Origin of the sequence: Acidovorax sp. GW101-3H11 (assembly GCF_001633105.1) — a bacterium.
In the GTDB taxonomy this organism is placed as follows: Bacteria; Pseudomonadota; Gammaproteobacteria; order Burkholderiales; family Burkholderiaceae_C; genus Acidovorax.
Map to the genome: position 1 here is coordinate 135635 of NZ_LUKZ01000003.1, position 21059 is coordinate 156693.

Genomic DNA, 21059 nt, shown 5'->3' on the forward strand with positions numbered 1-21059 from the left:
AGTGCCAGCTTACAACCCTACTGCGGGTATGCCGCAGTGGCATGAGCATGCAGATCGGTGCAGTCAGCCGCGCAGGTGCTGGCGCAGGTAGGCCTCGAACTCATCGGCGGGCAGGGGGCGGCTGAAGAGGTAGCCCTGGCCTTCATCGCAGCCTTGTTCTCGCAGGAATTCGAGTTGGCCATCCGTTTCCACCCCTTCGGCTGTAGTCTGCATGCCCAGCGCCTGTGCCATGCGGATGATGGCGCTCACGATGGCGCGATCGTTGGCATCGTCATCGAGGTCGCGCACGAACGACTGGTCGATCTTCAACTTGTAGATCTGGAAGCGTTTGAGGTAGCTCAGCGAGGAGTAGCCGGTGCCAAAGTCGTCCATCGACAAGCGCACACCACGGTCGTGCAACTGGTCCATCATTGCGAGTGCTGCGGCAGGGTCATCCACCGCCGCCCCCTCGGTCAACTCCAGCTCCAGCCGACGGGCAGGCAAACCGGCCTGTTGCAGGCAGCGCGTCACCATTTCTGGCAATTGCGGGTGGCGGAACTGCACGGCAGAGAGGTTGACCGATATCGCCCGCAAGGGCAGCTGCATGTCCAGCCACCGCTTGGCGTCGTGCACAGCGGTGTGGAGCACCCACTCGCCAATTGCCACGATCATGCCGCTGCTCTCCGCCACAGGGATGAACTCTGCCGGTGACACCATGCCCAGTTCCGGATGGCGCCAACGCAGCAGTGCTTCGGCGCCCACCACCTGGCGCGTGGTGAGTGACACTTGCGGCTGGTAGTGCAGTTCGAACTGGTTGCGTTCCAAGGCGCGACGCAGAGCGTTTTCGATTTGCAGCGCGCGGGCCGTTCTTGCCTCCAGATCGGCCGTAAAGAAACCATATCGGTTGCGCCCACTTTGTTTGGCGCGGTACATGGCTGCATCCGCACGCTGGTACAGCGTGTCAAACGAATCACCGTCGGCCGGATACATCGCGATGCCCACGGACAAGGTGGTGGTGAGTTCGTAGGGGTCTATCTGGAAAGGTTGGGCTACAGCCGTCAGCAACCGGGTGGCCACTTCTGCGGCTTGGGCTGCAGAGGCCGAGGGCAGCAGCAGCAGGAATTCATCGCCCCCCAGGCGCGAAACGGTGTCCTGGGGACTCAGCAGGGACTGCAGGCGGCGCGCCACGGCCACAAGCAGGATGTCGCCAACCCGGTGGCCAAGTGAGTCGTTCACATTCTTGAAGTGGTCCAGGTCCAGGAACAGCATCGCCAGGGTGCCGCTCTTGGCATGCTCGTCGGTGATATGGCGCCGGGCCCGTTCGGCCAGCAAGGCGCGGTTGGGCAGGTCGGTCAGTGGGTCAAAATGTGCGAGGCGCTGAATGCGGTCTTGCGCCTCGCGCTGCACCGTGATGTCCCGGAACAGCGTGATCGAATGGGTGGCGCAGCCATTGCCATCGCGCACACTGCTCACGGACAACCATTGGGGGTAAGTGGCGCCGTCCTTGCGGCGGCCCCAGGCTTCGCCCTCCCAGTGCCCTTCTTTGGTGAGCCGGGCGTAGACGGCATCGGCATCGAACTCCTGAGTGGACTCGGCCACGGTGAGCAGGCGCACGGATTGCCCAACAGCCTCGGATTCCTGGTACCCCGTGATGCGTGTGAAAGCCCGGTTGATGCGCACGATGGTGTGGGACGCGTCTGCAACCACGATGGCTTCGCTGCTTTGGTCGAACACCTGGGCAGTCAACTGTAGCTGCTCTTGCGAGCGCTTGCGTTCCGTGATGTCGCGCGACAGAAGGATGAAGCGGGGTGCTGCGCCTGGCGAGCCCGGTTTGCGCGCAGCCGACAGTTCGAACCAGGTGGCCCCAAGACCAGGCAGGTCTAGCACAATTTGCCGTCCAGTAGACCAGCCCTGGGTCTGGGCCTCTTTCAACACATCCATCACCGACAGCGCAGCCAGGGCGGGGAGCACATCGGTCACGTTGCGCCCGATCAATTGCTCGGCGGGGGCCACAAGCAGTTCGGTACGTGGGCTGTGCACGCTGTAGTAGCGGCCATCAACATCAAGCTCAAACAGGGGGTCGGGAATGGCGTCGATGGTGGCTCGCAGCTGCTGCTGCGTGGCCTGGATTTCGGAGGTGCGCTGGGCCACTTGAAAGGCCAGCCCGCGCTCATGCGCCTTCAGGACCACGAGGAGGCGGGACAGATAGGCCATGAGCAGCGCAAACAGCAGACCCAGGGCACAACGCAGCGCCAATACGGCAGGTGCTCCCCAGCCATTGGCAGGTGCCAGGCTCAGCGTCCATTGCCCGTTGGGCAGAGTTAGCGAGCGGCCCTCTGCATCACTTCCGGGGGGCGGGGTCGATGCGGTAATGGTCTGTTCCTCGCCGGTGTCGGGGCGCACCCGCCAAAGGCGGTAGTGGTAACCGCGTTCGGTGAGTTGAGGCAGCCGGGTGGCTGCCAGCACTTCAGGCAGGCGAATGGTGACGTAGGTGAAGCCCCAGAAGCTGCGCCGCCCCTGGTCATCGTCCAGGTACACCGGTTGGCGGCCCACCACCCCAAGGCCTCCCTGCACTAGTTCGATGGGGCCGGCCAGGGTGAGCAGGCCCGTATCGCGCGCTCGGATCGACTCGGCGCTTTGCCGGGGGTCTTTGAGCTGGTCAAACCCGATCAGGCTTTCGTTGCCTTGCCGGGGGACAACCTGCCTTACCACTCCTCCGGGCGAGAGGCCCATGGCTGCAATGCCGGGGTAGAACGGCAGCATCTGCGTGCCCACTTCTTCAAACTGGGTGACATTGCCTTGTCCTTGCCGGACCAGGGCTACGAGTGCGTTGTTGGCCGACAGCGCCAGCTCGATGGCACGTTGCAGCGCCTGCACATGGTCTCCCGCCATGTCTGCAGCCTGAGTACGCTGTTGGGCCCTGTCCTGGCGTTCCAGTGTCCAGATCAGTGTGCCCGCACAGATTGCCGCCAGCGCAAACACGGCCAGAAAGGCCAGCAGAGGGCGGCGGGAAGATGGTGTGGGCAGTGCGGACACGGTGCGATTTTCCTGAACCGATTATGCAGGCCCAGGGGTTGCGTAGCACCCGTTGCAAAGGGCTTCTTTGTCATGGCGCTGACACGTCACAGACACGGTGGCGTCATGCGCCAATTCCACACTCGCGGCCAGGGAAAAGGATTCCCTGAGTGGCTGGCGGCTCCAGCCGGCCCCGTCCTCAAAGAAAGAGACGCTGCACCATGAATGAATTGTCCCATCTGACCTTGTCGCCCGCTGCTGATGCCCTCGGTGCTGGTGCTTCTTCTCATCGCTCTGCAGTTGTGCCTGGGGCTGCGAAGTCTGGTCAGGAGCGAGGAGCCATTGAGGTGACATGGGCAAGGCATCAGGATGAGGTGCGTGCGGCGCAGCGACTCCGGTTCGACGTTTTTGCCGCAGAGATGGGCGCTCGATTGACGACCCCCATCGCAGGCCATGACGTGGACCTGTTCGACGACTACTGCGAGCACCTTCTGGTGCGCGATGCCCAGAGCCAGCAAGTCATTGGGACTTACCGGGTGCTCACACCCGCGCAGGCCAGGCGGGTGGGGGGAACGTACAGCGATACCGAATTTGACCTGACACGCTTGCGCACCCTGCGCCCCCGCATGGTGGAGCTGGGCCGCAGCTGTGTGCATCCCGATCACCGCCACGGGGGGGTGATCATGGCCTTGTGGAGCGCCCTGGCGGACTTCATGGTGCGCAACCAGCTCGACACCATGATTGGCTGCGCCAGCATCCCGATGCTGCACAACGGGGTGGTCAGCGGGGATGCCGCTGCGAGCATCTGGCAGCAGGTACGCAAGACCCATCTTGCCGCGATTGAATACCATGTGCTCCCGCGTCTGCCCTTGCCGGTGGAACATCTGGACAGCTCGATTGCCGTGGAGCCTCCAGCGCTGATCAAGGGCTATTTGCGCCTGGGGGCGCGTGTGCTGGGTGCGCCCGCTTGGGACCCCGATTTCAACACCGCAGACCTGCCCATGCTGATGCGGCTGGCAGACCTGCATCCCCGCTATCGCAAGCACTTCCTGGGGGCCTGATGCGCGCCGCGTTCGACGCACTCGGCCCTTGGTTGCATGAGCCCTTGGGGCCGGATGAAGCCGAGCCCGACACCCTCCTGTCTGTCGGCGGGGCGCACCGGTACCGCGCCGTGTTCATTTCCGATTTGCACCTCGGCACACCTGGATGCCAGGCCGTGGCCCTGTTGGACTTTCTCAAACACCACCCCAGCGATCATCTTTATCTTGTGGGTGACATCGTGGACGGCTGGCAGTTGCGGCGCAAATGGTTCTGGCCACAGACCCACAACGATGTGGTGCAGAAGCTGCTGCGTCGCGCGCGCAAGGGGTGCCGGGTGGTGTTTGTGCCGGGCAACCATGATGAATTTGCCCGAGCGTTTGTCGGTCACTCCTTCGGCGGCATTGAGGTCGTGGCGGATGCGGTGCATACCACGGCCGATGGTCGCAGCCTCTGGGTTACGCACGGAGACCATTTTGACGGTGTCATCCAGTGCGCCAAATGGCTCGCGTACCTGGGTGACAACCTGTACGAGTTCACGCTCAAGCTCAATCGTCACCTCAACACTTTGCGTGCGCGCTTGGGGCTGCCTTACTGGTCGTTGTCGGCCTATCTCAAAGGCAAGGTGAAGAAGGCGCTCAACTATGTGACGGATTTCGAGGTTGCTGTGGCCACAGAGGCACGTCGCCGTGGTCACGATGGGGTGGTATGCGGCCACATCCACCGGGCCGAGATGCGGGAAATTGGTGGCACGCTGTACTGCAACGATGGTGATTGGGTGGAAAGTCACACAGCACTGGTGGAGCATCTGGACGGACGGCTTGAACTGCTGCAGTGGCCCGCTGTGCCTGCGCGCAGCACAACATCCCCTGTGAAAGCAGGAGTCACCGCATGAAAATTGCTCTGCTGACAGACGCGTGGTTGCCCCAGGTCAATGGGGTGGTCACGACTTTGCTGGAACTGGTGCGGGAGCTGGAAGGGGTGGGGCACGAAGTGCAGGTGGTGCATCCGGGCTTGTTCACCACCCGGCCGTGTCCGGGTTATGCGGGCATTGATCTGGCGGTGCGTCCAGGTCGGCTGGTGGCCAAGATGCTGGATGACATGCAGCCCGATGCCATCCATCTGGCTACCGAGGGACCGCTCGGTTGGGCTGGGCGCCGTCATTGCCTGCGGCGCGGGCTGGCATTCACGACCGCGTTTCATACCAAGTTTCCGGAAATCCTCCACGCGGCGCTGCGGGTTCCCCTGTCGTGGGGGTATGCGCTGTTTAGGCATTTCCACCGGCCTTCGTCCGGCGTGATGGTGCCCACGCATGGCGTGTTGCAGATGCTGGAGCAGCGGGGCTTTCGCAATCTGCGCCCGTGGACACATGGCGTGGACACGCAGGCTTTTCCGTTCCATGGCGCGGCCTGTCCTAGCCCGCTGACTGGGGCTTTGGCCCACCCCGTGTCCTTGTATGTGGGGCGAATCTCCTACGAGAAAAACATTGAGGCTTTTTTGCAGTTGGACATGCCTGGCACCAAGGTGGTGTGTGGTGTCGGGCCGCTGGAGGCGCGGCTCAAGGCAAAGTACCCACAGGTGCGCTGGCTGGGCATTCTGGATCGCGCGGCCCTGGCCCAGGTGTACGCAGCGGCCGATGTTTTTGTTTTTCCAAGCCGCTCAGAAACTTTTGGACTCGTGATGCTGGAGGCCATGGCTTGTGGCACCCCGGTGGCGGCTTTTCCGGTGGACGGCCCCATGGAAGTGCTGGGGGTGCACCTGGGGCGTTCTCCCCGTGGTGGCGTGCTGCATGACAACTTGCTGACTGCCAGTCAGCAGGCGCTGGCGACTCCACGCTCCGAGGCGCGCAGCCGTGCAATGGATTTCACCTGGGCCCAGGCCGCGCAGTTGTTTCAGCAATACCTTGTACCTGCCCGCAGTGCGGCTGTGACGGGTTTTGCGACTGTCACAAAACCTGTCACATCATTGTCATCTGGTCGTTAAATACTGGGGCCATCCTGCATTTTTTGCGTTTGCGTATCCATGTTGCCCTTGCTTCCAAATGATGCTGTGTCCGTGCAGCGTGAGCGTTCAGACACTGTGGCAGACGCATCCCGGGCGCCGCAGCCCGAAGAAGGGCGCGCGCCAGAGGCGCCCCACGACGGGGCGCCGCCCGCCATGTTCCTCGACCGTGACCACAGCATCCTGGCGTTCAACGAGCGGGTCTTCGACTGGGCCGTGCGCACGGACGTGCCGCTGCTGGAGCGGCTGCGTTATTTGTGCATCGTGTCATCCAACCTGGACGAGTTCTTCGAGGTGCGCGCCGCACCCCACATCACTGCGGCCAAAAAGGGCGAAACCAAGGGGCCCTACACCGTAGGTTCATTCGAGGCACTCTCTATCAAGGTCCACGATCTGGTGGAGCGGCAGTACACCCTGTACAACGATGCCCTGGTGCCCGCGTTTGCGCAGCATGGCATTCGTATCGTTGGCCATGGTGATAGGTCACCCGAGCAGAGGCGCTGGGTGCATGACTACTTTGTGCGCGAAGTGCGCCCTTTGCTGATTCCTGTGGGGCTGGATCCAGCGCACCCTTTCCCGCAGGTTGCCAACAAATCCCTGAACTTCATTGTTCGTCTCAAGGGGCACGACGCTTTCGGGCGCGAAAACGAAATCGCCATTGTGAAGGTGCCGCGTGCGCTGCCACGCCTGATCCGCATTCCTGCGAAGGTGGCGCCCAGCGAGGCATTGTTCGTCAGTTTGTCGAGCATCATCCGCGCGCACTTGGAGGACCTTTTTCCAGGCCGGGAAGTCACCGAGTTCTCACAGTTTCGCGTCACACGCCATTCCGATCTGGCGCTGGACGAGGAGGACGTGCGCAACCTGCGCACTGCGCTTCGCCAAGGGTTGCAGCACCGCCACTATGGGCAGGCTGTGCGGCTGGAGGTGTCTGCCGGTTGCTCGAAGTTCCTGTCGGACTTTCTGCTGGCGCAGTTCGGCCTTCCGGCTGCCGCGTTGTACCGCGTGCATGGACCCGTGAACTTGGTGCGGTTGACGCAGTTGGTGGACCTGGTCAACGACCCTGCTTTGCTGTTCCCGGCCTGGAGTTCGTCGTGGCCGCGCCAGTTGCAGCCAGGTGTGTCCATCATGGACCAGCTGCGCCAGCGGGACGTGCTGATCCACCAGCCCTTTGAGAGCTTCGATGGCCTGCTGGCCTTCTTGCGCGAAGCCGTGAACGATCCGCAGGTGTTGGTCATCAAGCAGACCATCTACCGCACGGGCGCGGATTCGGAGCTTATGGACCTGTTGTCCGAGGCGGTGCGCCGGGGCAAGGAGGTCATGGCGGTTGTGGAGCTGAAAGCGCGTTTTGACGAGGAGGCCAACATCAACTGGGCCGAAGCGTTGGAATCGATTGGCGCGCAGGTGGTGTATGGCGTGGTGGGGCTGAAGACGCACGCGAAGATGCTGCTGGTCACGCGCAGGGAAGGGCGGCAGCTGCGGCGCTATGGGCATCTCTCCACCGGCAACTACAACGTGCGCACGGCCCGGCTGTATACCGATCTGAGCTACTTGACAGCCGACGAGGAAACCACCGCCGACATGGACGGGGTGTTCAACCACCTGGCCAGCCAGAATCGCCCGCCCAAGCTGCGCAAGCTCATGCTGGCGCCTTTTCACCTGCACCGCCGCATGATCGACAAGATCGAGCAGGTCGGGCAGGCCGCAAGCCGGGGCGAGGACGCGCGGATCGTCGCCAAGATGAACGCCCTCACGGATGAGGCGCTGATTCGCGCACTGATCCTCGCGGGGCAGCGCGGAGCGCGTATTGACCTCATTGTGCGCGGTGCCTGCATGCTGGCCGCCCAGGTGCCAGGTATTACGGACAACATCCGCGTGCGCTCGGTGATCGGCCGTTTTCTTGAACACACACGTGTCTTCTATTTCCGTGCGGGCGTGGAGGAAGACCTGTATCTATCCAGTGCCGACTGGATGAACCGCAACATGATGCGCCGTGTCGAGCTGGCCTGGCCCATCACGGACCCTGGTTTGCGCCAGCAGATCGTGGACGAATGCCTGGTCGCCTATCTGCATGATGACCGCGACGCCTGGACCCTCAACGCGCGTGGCACCTACGACCGTGCCCCGCGCCCGGTGGATGGGCTGGGTGCGCAGAATGCCTTGATGGTGCGCTACGGACCCGCTGCGGCCATTTCCCGGGTCGAGCAAAGGACGGCATGATGGATCTGATCCTGTGGCGTCACGCTGAGGCCGAAGAGGCTTCGGACGGCGGTGATGATCTGGCGCGGGTGCTGACCTCCCGGGGGGAGAAGCAGGCGGCGCGCATGGCTGCATGGCTGGACCGGCAACTGCCAGAGGGGCTGCGTGTGCTGGCGAGCCCCGCACGGCGAACCGAGCAGACCGCCAACGCTCTGGGGCGCAAGTTCAAGATGCGGGCGGAACTGCTTCCCGGCGGAAGCGTCGAGGATCTGCTGGAGCTGGCCCAGTGGCCTCGCGCCAAGGGTGCGGTGCTGGTTGTCGGACACCAGCCTGTGCTGGGGCAGACCATTGCCCAGTTGCTGGAGTTGCAGGCCGCCGAATGCGCAGTCCGAAAAGGCGCCGTGTGGTGGCTGCGTCAGCGCCAGCGGCTGGACCAGAGCCAGACGGTGCTTCTGACGGTGCAATCACCGGAGTTCCTCTAGCTCGCGCTGCGAGAAGAGGAGGCTGCGGGCGGAGCGCCCATTCGCCCTCGCTCGCTCGTCCAGCGGCTGTACGACCGCCGTTGCCTTACTTGCGGGATTTTGCGCCGGCCTTTGCTACCGGTGCGGCATTGGTGGCTTCAATTTCTGCCTTGGGGCGTCCCGTCTTGATGGAGGGCACGGCCTGCAATGCGCTGCGCAGCGCAGCGTCAGACAGTCCCGCCAGCACCTTGAGACCCGCTCGCAGCAACTCGCTCTTCTTGACTGGCTGGGCCAGGGTGGCGGCGCGCTGCTTGAGCGTTTCAACCACTGCGTACTCATCCTTGGGGATGGTGAAGCTGTCGCGCACCAGCTTGGGCTTCTTGGCCTTGACGTCCTTGCTTACCTTGGCGGCGACTGGCGCCGCAGCTTTGGGTGCCTTGGGTGCCACAGCTTTTTTGGCGGCAGGGGCCTTCTTGGCTTCGACCTTTTTGGCGGGCTTCGTTGCGGCGCTGGCTGCAGTTTTGGCTGCTTTGGCGGGCTTGATGGCCTTGGCAGGTTGTGCCGCAGGGGCGGATGCTGCTGGAGGGGGCGTAGTGCTGGGTGCGGAGAGAGCGTTGGTCATGGCAATAAATCAATAAACGGTATAAACAGTTTATATAGTTTATTGCCGATTGCTACGGCAGGTCAATGAGTAGCTCCCAAGGCGTTTTTTGCCAGGCCTGTGCTTCTTCACGCAGGAGGTGTGCGGACTGTGGGTATGCAGCGGCCCAGCCTGCCCGCGTGCGGACAAAAAAGCGCTGTCCATTGCACTGCAGCGCCAGGCCGGCGGTGTCTGGGTCGCGGCGCGCGTGGCACAGGGCCACGGCAAGCCGCAGGCAGAGCAGCTGCAGCACGAAGATGGGGTCATCCAGGTCCACGCCGAGCTTGCGGACCTTGCCTCGCTGCCCTTGCACAAGCACGCCAAGCCGATGCAACTCGGGCACGGCAAAGCCAGCGGCATCGGTGTTGTCAAGGATGTAGGCACCGTGGCGGTGCGAGTCGCTGTGCGAGATGAGGCAGCCCATTTCGTGCAGGCGGGCTGCCCAGTCCACCTTGCGCGATGCGCGCTCGCTACCTTGGGGGGCGGCTTGGTCGAACAGTGCGCAGGCCGTGCGCGCCACCCGCTCCGCATGCTCCGTGTCCACGCCAAAGCGCTGCATGAGCCCGTTCACGGTGGTGGTGCGCAGGTCGGTCCCGGGTTGTTCGCGGTCGAGCAGGTCGTAGAGCGCACCTTGGCGCAAGGCGCCTTGCGCCACCTGCATTTCGTTGATTTCCAGAAGATCAAAAATGGCGCGCAGCACACTGATGCCGCCCCCGATCACGGCGCGCCGCTCTTCTTTCAGCCCCTCCATGCGCAAGCGATCGGCGCTTTGCGCGCGCAGGATGCGGTCATGGAGCCAGTTCAGGCCGTCGCGTGTGATCAGGCCTTCGGGCCCGCCTGCGGCAGCCAGCACATCCCCCACGGCGCCTGCGGTGCCCGAAGAACCATAGGCGACCTCCCAGGCGTCGGGCCGGAAGGTCGCCAGTGCCTCGTCCAGCACCGCCTTGGCCGCAATTTCTGCCGCCAGGAAGGCCTGGGCCGTGAATTCGCCATGGGCAAAGTAACGCTGGGACCAGGCCACACTCCCCACGCGAAATGAGGCGACGGCATGGGGGGTGAACTGCTGGCCGAGGATGAATTCGGTGGAGCGTCCTCCGATATCCACCACCAGCCGCCGTTCATCCGATTGCGGCAAAAGCCGCGCCACGCCCTGATAGATCAGGCGTGCCTCTTCGGGGCCGGACACCACGTCGATGGGGTAGCCCAGCACTTCGCTGCCGCGCGACAGGAATTCCTCGCGGTTGCGGGCTTCCCGCAGGGTTTGGGTGGCCACAGCCCGGACCTGGGCCCTGGGGAAACCAGCCAGCCGCTCGCCGAATCGCGCTAGGCAGGCCCAGCCGCGCTCCATGGCGTCTTGTGTCAGGTTCCGGTCTTCATCCAGCCCGTTGCCCTGGCGCACGGTCTCCTTGAGGTATTCCACCCGTTGTATGTGACCGAACTCATAGCGCCCGATTTCAAGGCGAAAGCTGTTGGAGCCGAGGTCTACCGCGGCGAGGCGTGTGCCGTTCTGCATGTGATTCTGGTGAAAGCTTCGTGCGGCATCGTACCGCGAGCTTTTGAGGGGCTGGGGCAGCAAATCCCCTGCCAGCCGGAGCAGGGAGATTTTCTAGAACACTGGAGTGTGTGCCTCATTTATGACAAATGGGTGACCTCGGCCTGGCATTCATCGTCACTTGTGTGGCAGGGGCCTGAGAGTGGCTATTTGTGTCACTGAATTGTCATCTTGGAGCCCTAGAGTTCAGCCTGTTCCTGTCAACCCTAGCCAAAAGGTACTGAATAATGAAACGCACATTTCTCAAAACCGTCGCTGTAGCCTTGGCCTCCCTGGCCGTTGGCAGTGCTTTCGCGGCGGATATCACCGGTGCGGGTGCCACCTTCCCCTTCCCTATGTACGCCAAGTGGGCGGAAGCCTACAAGAAGGAAACGGGGACGGGTCTCAACTACCAGTCCATCGGTTCTTCCGGTGGCATTCGCCAGATCCGCGCCAAGACCGTTGTTTTTGGCGCCACGGATGCCCCGGTGCCCGGCGCAGACCTGGATAAGGATGGCATGGTGCAGTTCCCCGCCATCATCGGCGGCACGGTGCCCGTGATCAACCTGGACGGTTTCAAGCCTGGCGAGCTGCGCGTGACTGGCCCCGTGCTGGCCGAGATTTTCCTGGGCAAGATCGCCAAATGGAATGACGCCAAGCTGGCTGCATTGAACCCCGGCAAGACCCTTCCCGACCAAAGCATCACTGTGGTGCATCGCGCAGATGGTTCCGGCACCACCTTCAACTGGACGGACTACCTGTCTGCCGTCAGCAAGGAATGGGCGGACTCCGTGGGCAAGGGTGCTGCCGTCAAGTGGCCTGCTGCGTCGTCGGTGGGCGGCAAGGGCAACGAAGGCGTTGCCGCCAACGTGACCCGCGTGAAGGGTGCCGTGGGCTATGTGGAATACGCCTACGTCAAGAAGAACAACATGAACTTCCTGCAACTGCAGAACGCCGACGGCAAGTATGTGAGCCCGGACGACGCCACGTTTGCCGCCGCTGCTGCCAGCGCCGACTGGTTCAGCGTGCCCGGCATGGGTATTTCGATGGTGAATGCCAAGGGCGCCAACAGCTGGCCGGTCAGCACGGCCTCCTTCATCCTGATGTACAAGGACCCCGCCGACAAGGCCCAGTCGGCCGAAGTGCTGAAGTTCTTTGACTGGGCGTTCAAGAACGGCAAGGGCATGGCCGCAGAGCTGGACTATGTGCCCCTGCCCGACAGCCTGACCGCCGAGATCCGCTCCAAGGTGTGGTCGCAAATCAAGAAGTAAGCAGTCTGCTCCAAAATAGCGCCCATCGGTCGGCCTGGCTGGCCGATGGGCGCTGGTTTGTGGGGCCTCCAGAAGCCAGATGGGAGTCAACATGAGCGTGGGAACCACCATGAGTTCACAACCCGCGTCTGTCAAAGTGACGGGCGCCCCCACTAAGTCGATGGTGTCGATTGCCAAGCGGCAGCGACTTCAGGACATTTTTTTCCATCGGCTGACCCAGAGCCTCTCTTTGCTGGTGCTGGCTGCGTTGCTCGGCATCATCGTCTCGCTCTTCATTTACGCGTGGCCAGCTTTTCACAAGTTTGGCGTCCAGTTCATCTGGCGTGTCGAGTGGGACATCGTCAATGAAGAATTCGGTGCCGCCATTGCCATCGTCGGCACCCTGGCCAGCGCAGGCATTGCGCTGCTGATCGCGGTGCCGCTGGCCTTCGGCATCGCCCTGTTTCTGACCGAAACCTGCCCGGTGTGGCTGCGCCGCCCGCTGGGCACGGCGGTGGAATTGCTGGCGGCCGTGCCGTCCATCATCTACGGCATGTTCGGCCTGTTCGTGTTTGCCCCGCTGTTTGCCGACTACTTCCAGATGCCGGTGCAGAAACTGCTCGGCTCCATGCCGCTGGTGGGTTTCCTGTTTGGTGGCAGCACCAATGGTTTCGGCATCCTGGCAGCGGGCATCGTGCTCGCCTTCATGGTGTTGCCTTTCGTGGCGGCCGTGATGCGCGACGTGTTCGAGATCGTGCCCCCCATCCTGCGCGAATCGGCCTATGGCCTGGGCTGCACGACCTGGGAGGTGGTGCGCCGCGTGGTGCTGCCCTACACGCAGAAGGGCGTGATTGGCGGCGTGATGCTGGGCCTGGGCCGCGCTTTAGGCGAGACCATGGCGGTGACCTTTGTGATCGGCAACGCCAACCGCATGCCCACGTCCTTGTTCTCGCCCGGCACGTCCATCGCGTCCACGCTGGCCAATGAGTTTGGCGAGGCTGCAGATTTCCATCTCTCCACGCTGTTCGCCCTGGGCTTCCTGCTCTTCGTGATCACCTTCGTGGTGCTGTCGGCCGCCAAGATCATGCTGCTGCGTGCCGAGAAGGCCAAGGGCCTCTGAGCCCCCATGAAACCCTCTATCGAGACAAGCTCCATGGAATTCAACCAACAACTCTACAAAAAGCGCCAGCGCTCCAACGCCATCGGCCTGACCCTGTCGCTGGGCGCCATGGTGCTGGGTTTGTTCGTGCTGCTCTGGATCCTGAGCGTGCTGCTGTCCAACGGCTTCGCCGCGCTGGACTGGAACATGTTCACCCAGTCCACGCCCGCTCCGGGCTCGGAGGGTGGTGGCCTGGCCAACGCCATCGTGGGCAGCCTGATGATGGTGGGCTTTACCGTGCTGGTGTCCACCCCCATTGGCGTGCTGGCAGGCGTGTATCTGGCCGAGTACAGCGGCCAGAGCAAAACGGCGGAACTGACCCGGTTCGTGACCGACATCATGCTGTCGGCACCGTCCATCGTGCTCGGCCTGTTCGTTTACGCGATCGCGGTGGCCACGGTGGGCAACTTCTCTGGCTGGGCGGGCAGCCTGGCGCTGTCGCTGATCGCCGTGCCGGTGGTCGTGCGCACCACCGAAAACATGTTGCGCCTGGTGCCCGGCAGCCTGCGCGAAGCGGCCTTTGCCCTGGGCGCGCCGCGCTGGAAGGTGTCCACCATGGTCACCCTGCGCGCTGCCCGCAGCGGTGTGATGACCGGCCTGCTGCTGGCCGTGGCCCGTATCAGCGGCGAAACAGCGCCCCTGCTGTTCACGGCGCTGAACAACCAGTTCTTCAGCACCAACATGAATGCGCCCATGGCCAACCTGCCCGTGGTGATCTTCCAGTTTGCGCTGAGCCCCTATGAAAACTGGGTGCGCCTGGCTTGGGGCGGCGCACTGCTCATCACGCTGTCGGTGCTGATCCTCAACGTCGTGGCGCGGGTCTTCTTGCGCGAGAAAAACCGCGTCTGATCCGGCCCGCTGTCCTCACTGCAGACACTGACAAGACAGTCTCCATTTTCAGGAATTGACAATGAACGCCACCGCTACCGCCACTGCCAGCAAGAATGCGCTGGAGCTGCGCAACCTGAGCTTTTTCTACGGCAAGTTCCAGGGCCTGCGCAACGTGAGCCTCAACATCGCCGAACACAAGGTCACGGCCTTCATCGGCCCTTCGGGCTGCGGCAAGTCCACGCTGCTGCGCACGCTCAACCGCATGTACAGCCTGTACCCCGGCCAGCGCGCTGAGGGCTCCATCAACTTCTACGGCCAGGACATCCTGGACGCCAAGCAGGACATCAACCTGCTGCGCGCCCGCATCGGCATGGTGTTCCAGAAGCCCACGCCGTTCCCCATGTCCATCTACGACAACATCGCCTTCGGTGTGAAGCTGTACGAGAGCCTGAGCAAGAGCGAGATGGACGACCGCGTGGAATGGGCGCTGTCCAAGGCCGCGCTGTGGACCGAAGTGAAGGACAAGCTGCACCAGAGCGGCCTGTCGCTGTCCGGCGGCCAGCAGCAGCGCCTGTGCATTGCACGCAGCGTGGCCGTGAAGCCATCGGTGCTGCTGCTTGACGAGCCCACCTCGGCGCTGGACCCGCTGTCCACCGCCAAGATCGAAGAGCTGATCGACGAACTCAAACACGACTACACGATCGCCATCGTGACCCACAACATGCAGCAGGCCGCACGCTGCAGCGACTACACCGCCTACATGTACCTCGGCGAGATGATCGAGTTCGGTGCCACCGAGCAGATCTTCTTCAAGCCCGAGCGCAAGGAAACCGAAGACTACATCACCGGCCGTTTCGGCTGATGGATGGTTGCTATTGTATTTATAGCTACTAACGCTTTATGGACAGGCGGTAGAGCCATATTTGATTCATAACCGTGAGGTTGTACGCCAAATGCCAGACAAACACCTTTCCTCTCAGTTCGACAGCGAACTCAACAGTGTCTCTGCCCGTGTGATGGAGATGGGCGGCCTCGTGGAGTCGCAGATCCGCCAGGCGGTCTATGCGCTTTCGCAGTTCAGCCTGGAGGCCGTGGAGACCGTGGCCTCGATGGAGACCCGCATCAATGCGATGGAGGTCGAGATCGACCAGGAGCTGTCGTCCATCATTGCCCGCCGCCAGCCCACCGCGCGCGACCTGCGCCTGCTGCTGGCCTTCTCCAAGGCCACGGCCAACCTGGAGCGCATGGGCGACGAAGCCAACAAGATGGCCCGCATGGTGCGCTCCATCATTGAAGGGGGGGCACCGCGCTCGCTGCCGTCGAGCGACCTGCGCACGGCGGCCGAGCTGGCCTCTGGCCAGCTGCGCAAGACGCTGGATGCGTTTGCGCGCCTGGATGTGAAGGCGGCCGTGGCCATACTCAAGGAGGACGACCTCATCGACAAGGAGTTTGACGGCTTCGTGCGCAAGCTCATCACCTACATGATGGAAGACCCCCGCACCATCTCGCCCAGCCTGGACCTCTTGTTCCTGGCCAAGGCGATCGAGCGCATCGGCGACCACTCCAAGAACGTGGCCGAGCTGATCATCTATCTGGTCAAGGGCAAGGATGTGCGCCACACTGCCCTCGACGAGATCGAGTCGGCCGTGCTGTAAAGAAAGGGCTTTGGCAAGTTATGAGAAAGCTCCCACGCGTCCTCATCGTCGAGGACGAACCCGCAATTGCCGAGCTGATCGCCGTCAATCTGCGCCACAACGGTTTTCAGCCCTTCTGGGCAGAAGACGGCGACTCCGCCCAGCGCGAGCTGGATGCCGTGCTGCCTGACGTGATCCTGCTCGACTGGATGCTGCCGGGCCAAAGCGGCCTGTCGCTGGCCCGCAAATGGCGTGCCGACAGCCGCACCAAGCCGATTCCCATCCTCATGCTCACCGCCCGTGGCGACGAGCCGGACAAGGTGGCGGGCCTGGACGCCGGTGCCGACGACTACATCACCAAGCCGTTTTCCACGCAGGAGCTGCTGGCCCGCATCCGCGCCGTGTTGCGCCGCCGCGCCCCTGAGCAGGTGAGTGACAGCGTGACGATTGGCGAGCTGGTGCTGGATGCCGCGACCTACCGCGTGTCCTACCAGGCGCAGCCGCTCAAGGTGGGGCCTACCGAATTCAAGCTGCTGCACTTCCTGATGAAACACGCCGAGCGTGTGCATAGCCGCTCGCAGCTGCTCGACAAGGTGTGGGGCGACCACGTGTTCATTGAAGAGCGCACGGTGGATGTGCACGTGAAGCGCCTGCGCGAGGCGCTGGGCGGCGCGTCGGTGATGGTGGAAACCGTGCGGGGCGCGGGCTACCGGCTCACGGCACAGCCACAGGTGCAATTGCAGCAGGCCTGAGCCGGTGTGAACGTTCCCGGCATGCCCGCGCTCCGGGCGGGCCGGGGCCCTGCATACCGTCCAAGTCGGTTCCTTGTGTTGTAGACGGGGCGCACGCGTTGCGCCCCTGGTGTTTTTGAAAAGGCTTTGCTGAGCGCATGCTGTGGCGAATAACGTATTTCCTGCTCTGGCAGATTGCGGGCGGGGGGCTGGGCTGGTGGGAGGGCGGCCCCTGGGGCGCGGCCCTGGGGGCGGCGCTGGCGGGCTGGGCCTGGTTTGTGTGGGATCTGCTGCGCGGCGTGCGCGTGCTGCGCTGGCTGCGCACGGGCGATCTGTCGGATGTGCCTGCCATGCGCGGCATCTGGGGCGAGGCGGCGGACCGCGCCCGGCGCCTGCTGCGCAGGCAGGAGGCGCTGGTCCGTGACAGCCAGGACCGGCTGCAGGAGATCCTGGCGGCGCTGCAGGCCTCGCCCAACGGCGTGGTGCTGCTCGATGCGCAGGGCCGCATCGAATGGTGCAACCAGATGGCGGCGAGCCAGTTTGGTTTTGATGCCCAGCGCGATGTGATGCAGTCCATCGGCAATCTGCTGCGCAACCCCGAGTTCACGGCCTACTTTGCGGCCAAGGACTTCTCCAGCGACGTGGTGCTGGAGGGGCGCCTGAGCACGCCCTCGCGCCCGGTGCGCATCTCGGTGCATCTGCACCCGTATGGCGACGGCCGCACCTTGCTGCTCTCGCGTGATGTCACGGCGCTGGAGCAGGCCGACGCCATGCGCCGCGACTTTGTGGCCAATGTGTCGCATGAGATCCGCACACCCCTCACCGTGCTCACGGGTTTTGTCGAAACCCTGCAGACCCTGCCCCTGAGCGCCGACGAGCGCTCCCGCTACCTGGGCATGATGGCGCAGCAGGCCCAGCGCATGCAAAGTGTGGTGCAGGATCTGCTGACCCTGTCGCGCCTGGAAGGCAGCCCGCTGCCCGGCATGGCCGAATGGACGCCCGTGCAGTCGCTGATGCAGCGCTGCGAGGAGGAGGGGCGGGCGCTGTCGGCGCTGCTCACGCAGAACCAGCAACGCACGCACGAGATCCGCTTCCCGGCAGCCGAGGCCTTGCGCAGCGAGGGCGAGATTGCCGGTGTACCCACCGAGCTGCAAAGTGCCTTGTCCAACCTGGTCAACAACGCCGTGCGCTACACGCCCGCTGGCGGCTCCATCGCCGTGGTGTGGGAGCGCAAGGAAGACGGCGGTGCGGTGTTTTCGGTGCAGGACACCGGCCCCGGCATTGCGCCCGAACACATTCCGCGCCTGACAGAGCGTTTTTACCGTGTGGACCGCAGCCGCTCGCGCGAGACGGGTGGCACGGGCCTGGGGTTGGCCATCGTCAAGCATGTGCTGCAGCGCCACGGCGCCACGCTCGACATCTCCAGCACCCTGGGCAAGGGCTCGGTGTTTTCGGTCACCTTCCCGGCCAACCGGCTGCGTGGTTTTGCCCTGCCGGGGTGATGGCCCGCCAGAGCATGGCCATGAACAGGGCGGCGGTGACCACCAGCGCAATGGCGCTGGCTGCCCAGAACGGGGTGGGCGAAGGGGCCTGCGCCCAGGGGCCGCGGCCAGCGTAGGCCAGCCAGTAGCCGCCGCCCAGGCCCGCACCCCACAGCAGGGTGCAGTACACGGCCAGCGGGGCCAGGGTGACGCGGTAGCAGCGCAGCACAAACACGCACAGGGTCTGCAGCGCATCGGCCGCGTGGTAGGCGGCCACCCATACCAGCACGCCCCCGGTCATCGCCACCACGCTGGCGTTGGCCGAGTACACGCTACCAATGTGGTCTTTTGCTATAAATAATATAGCTGCAAAGGAAATACCAGCAGGCGCAGAGAGCTTAAAACCTATAAAAACCACCTTGCGCGCCTGCGCCGGGTTGCCTGCACCCAGCCAGTAGCTGACCCGCGCGCTGGTGGCGATGGCCAATGACAGCGGCACCATGTAGAGCACCGCAGCCAGGTTGGAGGCAATCTGGTGGGCCGCAGATGCCGTCGTGCCCTGGCGTGCGATGAACAGTGCCATCAGCGTGAACGAGGTGACTTCGACCATCACCGCCAGGCCCGCCGGAATGCCCAGGCGCGCAAAGCCTGCAATGGTGGGCCAGTGGGGCGGCTCCATGCGCCGCCACAGGCCCAGGGGTTCGTAGAGGTCTTGCGTGCGCAGCAGCCAGAGGGCCAGGGCCAGCATGCTGCAGTTGACGACCAGCGTGGCCCAGGCGCAACCCACCACGCCCTGCGCGGGCAAGCCCGCACCGCCAAACGTGAACCACACCGACAGCGGCAGCTTGATGAACAGCGAGCCCACCTGCAGCCAGGTCACCAGCTGGGGCTTGCCCAGGGCCTGGTTCAGCGTGCTGTAGATGCGGAACAGCAGAGCCGGCGGCAGCGCGATCGCCAGAACGGCCAGGTAGTTCTCCACGTCGGGCTGCAGGGCGGCGGGCACATCGGTCCAGCGCAGGATGGGCCCGGGCGAGAGCAGGATGGCCATGCCCGCCACCGAGGCGGCGCCACACAGGTACAGGGCCTGGCGCAGCGAGCGACCCACCCCCTCGGTCTCGCGCGCACCGCGCTGCTCGGCCCACACGGGCAGCAGCGCCTGCAGCACACCAATCAGCGCCACATAGACGCTGATGAAAATCGCCGAGCCCACCGACAGCGCGGCGAGCGAGGCTTCGCTGTAGCGGCCGGCCACGATGGTGTCCGTCACGCCAAACGCCATGACAGCCAGTTGCCCGGCCAGCACCGTGAGGGCATGCCGGGTGATGGTGGAGCGCTCGGACATCAGCGCGCCGGGCCTTTGCGGCGCAGCAGCAGCAGGTGGTCGTTTTTGTCGGTGGGGCGGGGCAGGGTGGCTTTGAGCTCCCACAGGGCGGCGTTGACCATGCGCTCGGATGCGGGCCACGAGGCGATGTCTGCCAGCAGCCACTGGCACTCGTCCTGCAAACCGGCCCGTTGCAGCGACAGCTGGCCGTGGTACTGCAGCGCGGCCACCTGGGCGCGGCTCAGCCCCACCGTCTGGATGCACCCGGGCTCGGGCCCCATGGCTGCCAACACGCTGCGCACCTGCGGCGTGTAGCTGCGCGCATAGTCCAGCAGCGGCAGCCACAGCGTCATCAGCAGCACCCAGCCCAGGGCGGCGCCTCCGGCGGGCAGCACCAGGCTTTTCCAGATCGGGGAGCGGTTGCGGGACGCGCGCCACCAGACCAGGCCACACCAGCCCACGGTGGCGGCCAGGGCCACCACCAGCGCCAGGGCTGAAAACTGCGGCACAAAACCCGGAGCCAGCTTGGCCACATTGGCGGCAGGCTTGGCGGGCACGCCGGTCTGCATGGCGATCCAGATCACCCAGATCGCCAGCGCGGACACGGTGAAGAACAACAGCGTGAACCAGTCGATCAACGCCCCCACACTGCGGCGCAAGGTGGGCAGCGCAAACGCGGCCAGCGCGGCCAGTGCAGGCAGGCCCAGCAACAGGGCGCGGTCCGCAGGCTGGGTGGTGAGGGTGGCGGCAATCGACACGACCGTGAAGCCCAAGGGCAGCAGCAGGTGCCGGTGGCCCTGGCGGCTCACGATCTGCTTGCGCCAGCGCCACAGCGTCCACAGCGCCAGCGGCCAGGCGGGCCAGCCAAACCATATCAGCAGGCGCACCAGGCTCTGCCACTCCTTGCCGCCCGCAGCACCGCCCACAATGCGCCAGCGCCACAGGTCCAGCGCCCAGGCTGCCCAGGCCGCCAGCAACGTGACGGCCAGCAGGCCCAGTGCCCAGGGCCAGCGGCGGTCGGTGCTGCTGCCAGGGGCCAGCACCACCAGCGCCATGCTGCCCACACCCAGCATGGCGGCCAGGGCAGGAGCCCCCGCCAGCGTCAGCCCGAGCAGGCCCACCACCAGCGCCACGGCAGGCGCCAAGGTGCGGTGGGGCATGGCAGCCACCGAAAAAAAGAGCAGTGCTGTGCAGCTGAGCTGCACCAGATAGCTGGTGGTTTCATGCGACAGCTGGGCCAGCCCCAGGCAGGCGATCAAGGCCAGCAGTGCGCCATCGGCAATCGCACGGGCATAGTCGAGCGGAGGGGCCTCGCCACCAAACGCAAACGCCACGGGCTGCGCGCCGGGGCTGCGGGCCAGGTAGTACACGCCGTACCAGGTCGCGATGAGTGTGAGGGCCAGCAGCGCGGCAAACGGAATGCGCACGGCCATCTCGGCCGACAACCAGGAGGGCGCGATCTGCATGGCCCAGGCGCCCAGCCAGTAGGGCAGCAGCCCCTCGGTTTCGGGTGGCATGCTGCCCAGCAGGGGGGCTAGCCATGGCGTGCGGCCCTGGGCCAGCTCCAGCATGTAGCCAAACGCCGTGACGTCGGCATTTTTCCAGGGGTCACGCCCCACAAAGCCCGGCACCACATAGGCAATGCACAGCAGCAGCAACGCCCAGCGTGGAAGCGGGCTCACGGCATTCTGGGTAACGATGGCGGGGGTCGGTGGGGTCACGCGTCAGTGGGCAGCAATGCGAAGAGCCACCGAGAATAAGGGCAAAAACAAAGAAAAAGGCAGCCCGGTT

At 64.2% G+C, this 21059-nt stretch carries 17 protein-coding genes; 12 read left to right on the forward strand and 5 right to left on the reverse strand.

The features are described 5' to 3' along the window. Positions 1-63: 63 nt before the first annotated feature. Positions 64-3015, reverse strand: a complete 2952-nt coding sequence (locus A1D30_RS04190; RefSeq protein WP_063459531.1) for an EAL domain-containing protein — start codon at positions 3013-3015, stop codon at positions 64-66. 200 nt (positions 3016-3215) lie between these two features. Here A1D30_RS04190 and A1D30_RS04195 point away from each other — a divergent pair, with 200 nt between their 5' ends. Genes A1D30_RS04195 through A1D30_RS04215 form a run of 5 tightly spaced genes read left to right on the forward strand, consistent with a single transcriptional unit; the run spans position 3216 to position 8711 of the window. Next, positions 3216-4055 (forward strand): GNAT family N-acyltransferase, encoded by an 840-nt coding sequence (locus A1D30_RS04195; RefSeq protein ID WP_063459532.1) that lies wholly within the window; start codon positions 3216-3218, stop codon positions 4053-4055. Next, positions 4055-4927, forward strand: a complete 873-nt coding sequence (locus A1D30_RS04200; protein WP_063459533.1) for a UDP-2,3-diacylglucosamine diphosphatase — start codon at positions 4055-4057, stop codon at positions 4925-4927. The genes A1D30_RS04195 and A1D30_RS04200 overlap by 1 nt, the downstream gene beginning before the upstream one ends. After that, positions 4924-6015 carry a glycosyltransferase family 1 protein gene (locus A1D30_RS04205; RefSeq protein WP_063459534.1) on the forward strand — a complete coding sequence of 364 codons (1092 nt, stop codon included), beginning with the start codon at positions 4924-4926 and terminating at the stop codon, positions 6013-6015. The genes A1D30_RS04200 and A1D30_RS04205 overlap by 4 nt, the downstream gene beginning before the upstream one ends. Positions 6016-6054: 39 nt before the next feature. Next, positions 6055-8250 (forward strand): polyphosphate kinase 1, encoded by a 2196-nt coding sequence (gene ppk1 / locus A1D30_RS04210; RefSeq protein WP_109790890.1) that lies wholly within the window; start codon positions 6055-6057, stop codon positions 8248-8250. Beyond that, a complete protein-coding gene (locus A1D30_RS04215; protein WP_063459535.1) occupies positions 8247-8711 on the forward strand; it encodes a histidine phosphatase family protein in 465 nt (154 codons plus the stop codon). Before ppk1 ends, A1D30_RS04215 begins: the two co-directional genes overlap by 4 nt. A gap of 85 nt (positions 8712-8796) precedes the next feature. On the opposite strand, the gene A1D30_RS04220 is transcribed toward A1D30_RS04215, so the two are convergent. After that, the gene (locus A1D30_RS04220; RefSeq protein ID WP_242421781.1) at positions 8797-9312 is read right to left on the reverse strand and encodes a hypothetical protein; all 516 of its coding nucleotides are present in this window, start codon (positions 9310-9312) and stop codon (positions 8797-8799) included. Between the two features lie 52 nt (positions 9313-9364). Beyond that, positions 9365-10843, reverse strand: coding sequence for a Ppx/GppA phosphatase family protein (locus A1D30_RS04225; RefSeq protein ID WP_063459536.1), 1479 nt, complete (start codon positions 10841-10843; stop codon positions 9365-9367). A 266-nt stretch (positions 10844-11109) separates the two neighbouring features. Here A1D30_RS04225 and pstS point away from each other — a divergent pair, with 266 nt between their 5' ends. From pstS to phoR, 7 genes are all read left to right on the forward strand, one after another. Continuing rightward, positions 11110-12132 (forward strand): phosphate ABC transporter substrate-binding protein PstS, encoded by a 1023-nt coding sequence (pstS, locus tag A1D30_RS04230; RefSeq protein WP_063459537.1) that lies wholly within the window; start codon positions 11110-11112, stop codon positions 12130-12132. Between the two features lie 79 nt (positions 12133-12211). Continuing rightward, the gene (gene pstC / locus A1D30_RS04235) at positions 12212-13231 is read left to right on the forward strand and encodes a phosphate ABC transporter permease subunit PstC (protein ID WP_063459538.1); all 1020 of its coding nucleotides are present in this window, start codon (positions 12212-12214) and stop codon (positions 13229-13231) included. 33 nt (positions 13232-13264) lie between these two features. Further along, positions 13265-14119: a phosphate ABC transporter permease PstA gene (pstA, locus tag A1D30_RS04240; RefSeq protein ID WP_082836311.1), complete on the forward strand. Its 855-nt coding sequence runs from the start codon at positions 13265-13267 to the stop codon at positions 14117-14119. Between the two features lie 61 nt (positions 14120-14180). After that, positions 14181-14963: a phosphate ABC transporter ATP-binding protein PstB gene (gene pstB, locus A1D30_RS04245; protein WP_063459540.1), complete on the forward strand. Its 783-nt coding sequence runs from the start codon at positions 14181-14183 to the stop codon at positions 14961-14963. 91 nt (positions 14964-15054) lie between these two features. Beyond that, complete coding sequence (gene phoU / locus A1D30_RS04250; RefSeq protein ID WP_063459541.1) at positions 15055-15756, forward strand: phosphate signaling complex protein PhoU; 702 nt, start codon at positions 15055-15057, stop codon at positions 15754-15756. A 20-nt stretch (positions 15757-15776) separates the two neighbouring features. Beyond that, complete coding sequence (gene phoB / locus A1D30_RS04255; protein ID WP_063459542.1) at positions 15777-16487, forward strand: phosphate regulon transcriptional regulator PhoB; 711 nt, start codon at positions 15777-15779, stop codon at positions 16485-16487. 137 nt (positions 16488-16624) lie between these two features. Further along, a complete protein-coding gene (phoR, locus tag A1D30_RS04260) occupies positions 16625-17968 on the forward strand; it encodes a phosphate regulon sensor histidine kinase PhoR (RefSeq protein ID WP_063459543.1) in 1344 nt (447 codons plus the stop codon). Here phoR and A1D30_RS04265 read toward each other — a convergent pair. Together A1D30_RS04265 and A1D30_RS04270 are read right to left on the reverse strand one after the other, a co-directional pair. Beyond that, positions 17922-19289, reverse strand: coding sequence for an MATE family efflux transporter (locus A1D30_RS04265; RefSeq protein ID WP_063459544.1), 1368 nt, complete (start codon positions 19287-19289; stop codon positions 17922-17924). The two genes, phoR and A1D30_RS04265, sit on opposite strands and share 47 nt — an antisense overlap. Next, positions 19289-20989, reverse strand: coding sequence for a hypothetical protein (locus A1D30_RS04270; RefSeq protein ID WP_063459545.1), 1701 nt, complete (start codon positions 20987-20989; stop codon positions 19289-19291). Before A1D30_RS04270 ends, A1D30_RS04265 begins: the two co-directional genes overlap by 1 nt. Between the last annotated feature and the right edge of the window lie 70 nt (positions 20990-21059).

Bases quoted from the DNA above. Each gene is read 5' to 3' on its own strand.
- pstB (WP_063459540.1), top strand. From the start codon at position 14,181: ATGAACGCCACCGCTACCGCCACTGCCAGCAAGAATGCGCTGGAGCTG.
- phoU (WP_063459541.1), top strand. From the start codon at position 15,055: ATGCCAGACAAACACCTTTCCTCTCAGTTCGACAGCGAACTCAACAGT.
- A1D30_RS04220 (WP_242421781.1), bottom strand. From the start codon at position 9,312: ATGACCAACGCTCTCTCCGCACCCAGCACTACGCCCCCTCCAGCAGCA.
- A1D30_RS04265 (WP_063459544.1), bottom strand. From the start codon at position 19,289: ATGTCCGAGCGCTCCACCATCACCCGGCATGCCCTCACGGTGCTGGCC.
- ppk1 (WP_109790890.1), top strand. From the start codon at position 6,055: ATGTTGCCCTTGCTTCCAAATGATGCTGTGTCCGTGCAGCGTGAGCGT.
- pstA (WP_082836311.1), top strand. From the start codon at position 13,265: ATGGAATTCAACCAACAACTCTACAAAAAGCGCCAGCGCTCCAACGCC.
- A1D30_RS04225 (WP_063459536.1), bottom strand. From the start codon at position 10,843: ATGCAGAACGGCACACGCCTCGCCGCGGTAGACCTCGGCTCCAACAGC.
- A1D30_RS04200 (WP_063459533.1), top strand. From the start codon at position 4,055: ATGCGCGCCGCGTTCGACGCACTCGGCCCTTGGTTGCATGAGCCCTTG.
- A1D30_RS04205 (WP_063459534.1), top strand. From the start codon at position 4,924: ATGAAAATTGCTCTGCTGACAGACGCGTGGTTGCCCCAGGTCAATGGG.
- phoR (WP_063459543.1), top strand. From the start codon at position 16,625: ATGCTGTGGCGAATAACGTATTTCCTGCTCTGGCAGATTGCGGGCGGG.
- A1D30_RS04215 (WP_063459535.1), top strand. From the start codon at position 8,247: ATGATGGATCTGATCCTGTGGCGTCACGCTGAGGCCGAAGAGGCTTCG.
- phoB (WP_063459542.1), top strand. From the start codon at position 15,777: ATGAGAAAGCTCCCACGCGTCCTCATCGTCGAGGACGAACCCGCAATT.
- A1D30_RS04195 (WP_063459532.1), top strand. From the start codon at position 3,216: ATGAATGAATTGTCCCATCTGACCTTGTCGCCCGCTGCTGATGCCCTC.
- pstC (WP_063459538.1), top strand. From the start codon at position 12,212: ATGGGAGTCAACATGAGCGTGGGAACCACCATGAGTTCACAACCCGCG.
- pstS (WP_063459537.1), top strand. From the start codon at position 11,110: ATGAAACGCACATTTCTCAAAACCGTCGCTGTAGCCTTGGCCTCCCTG.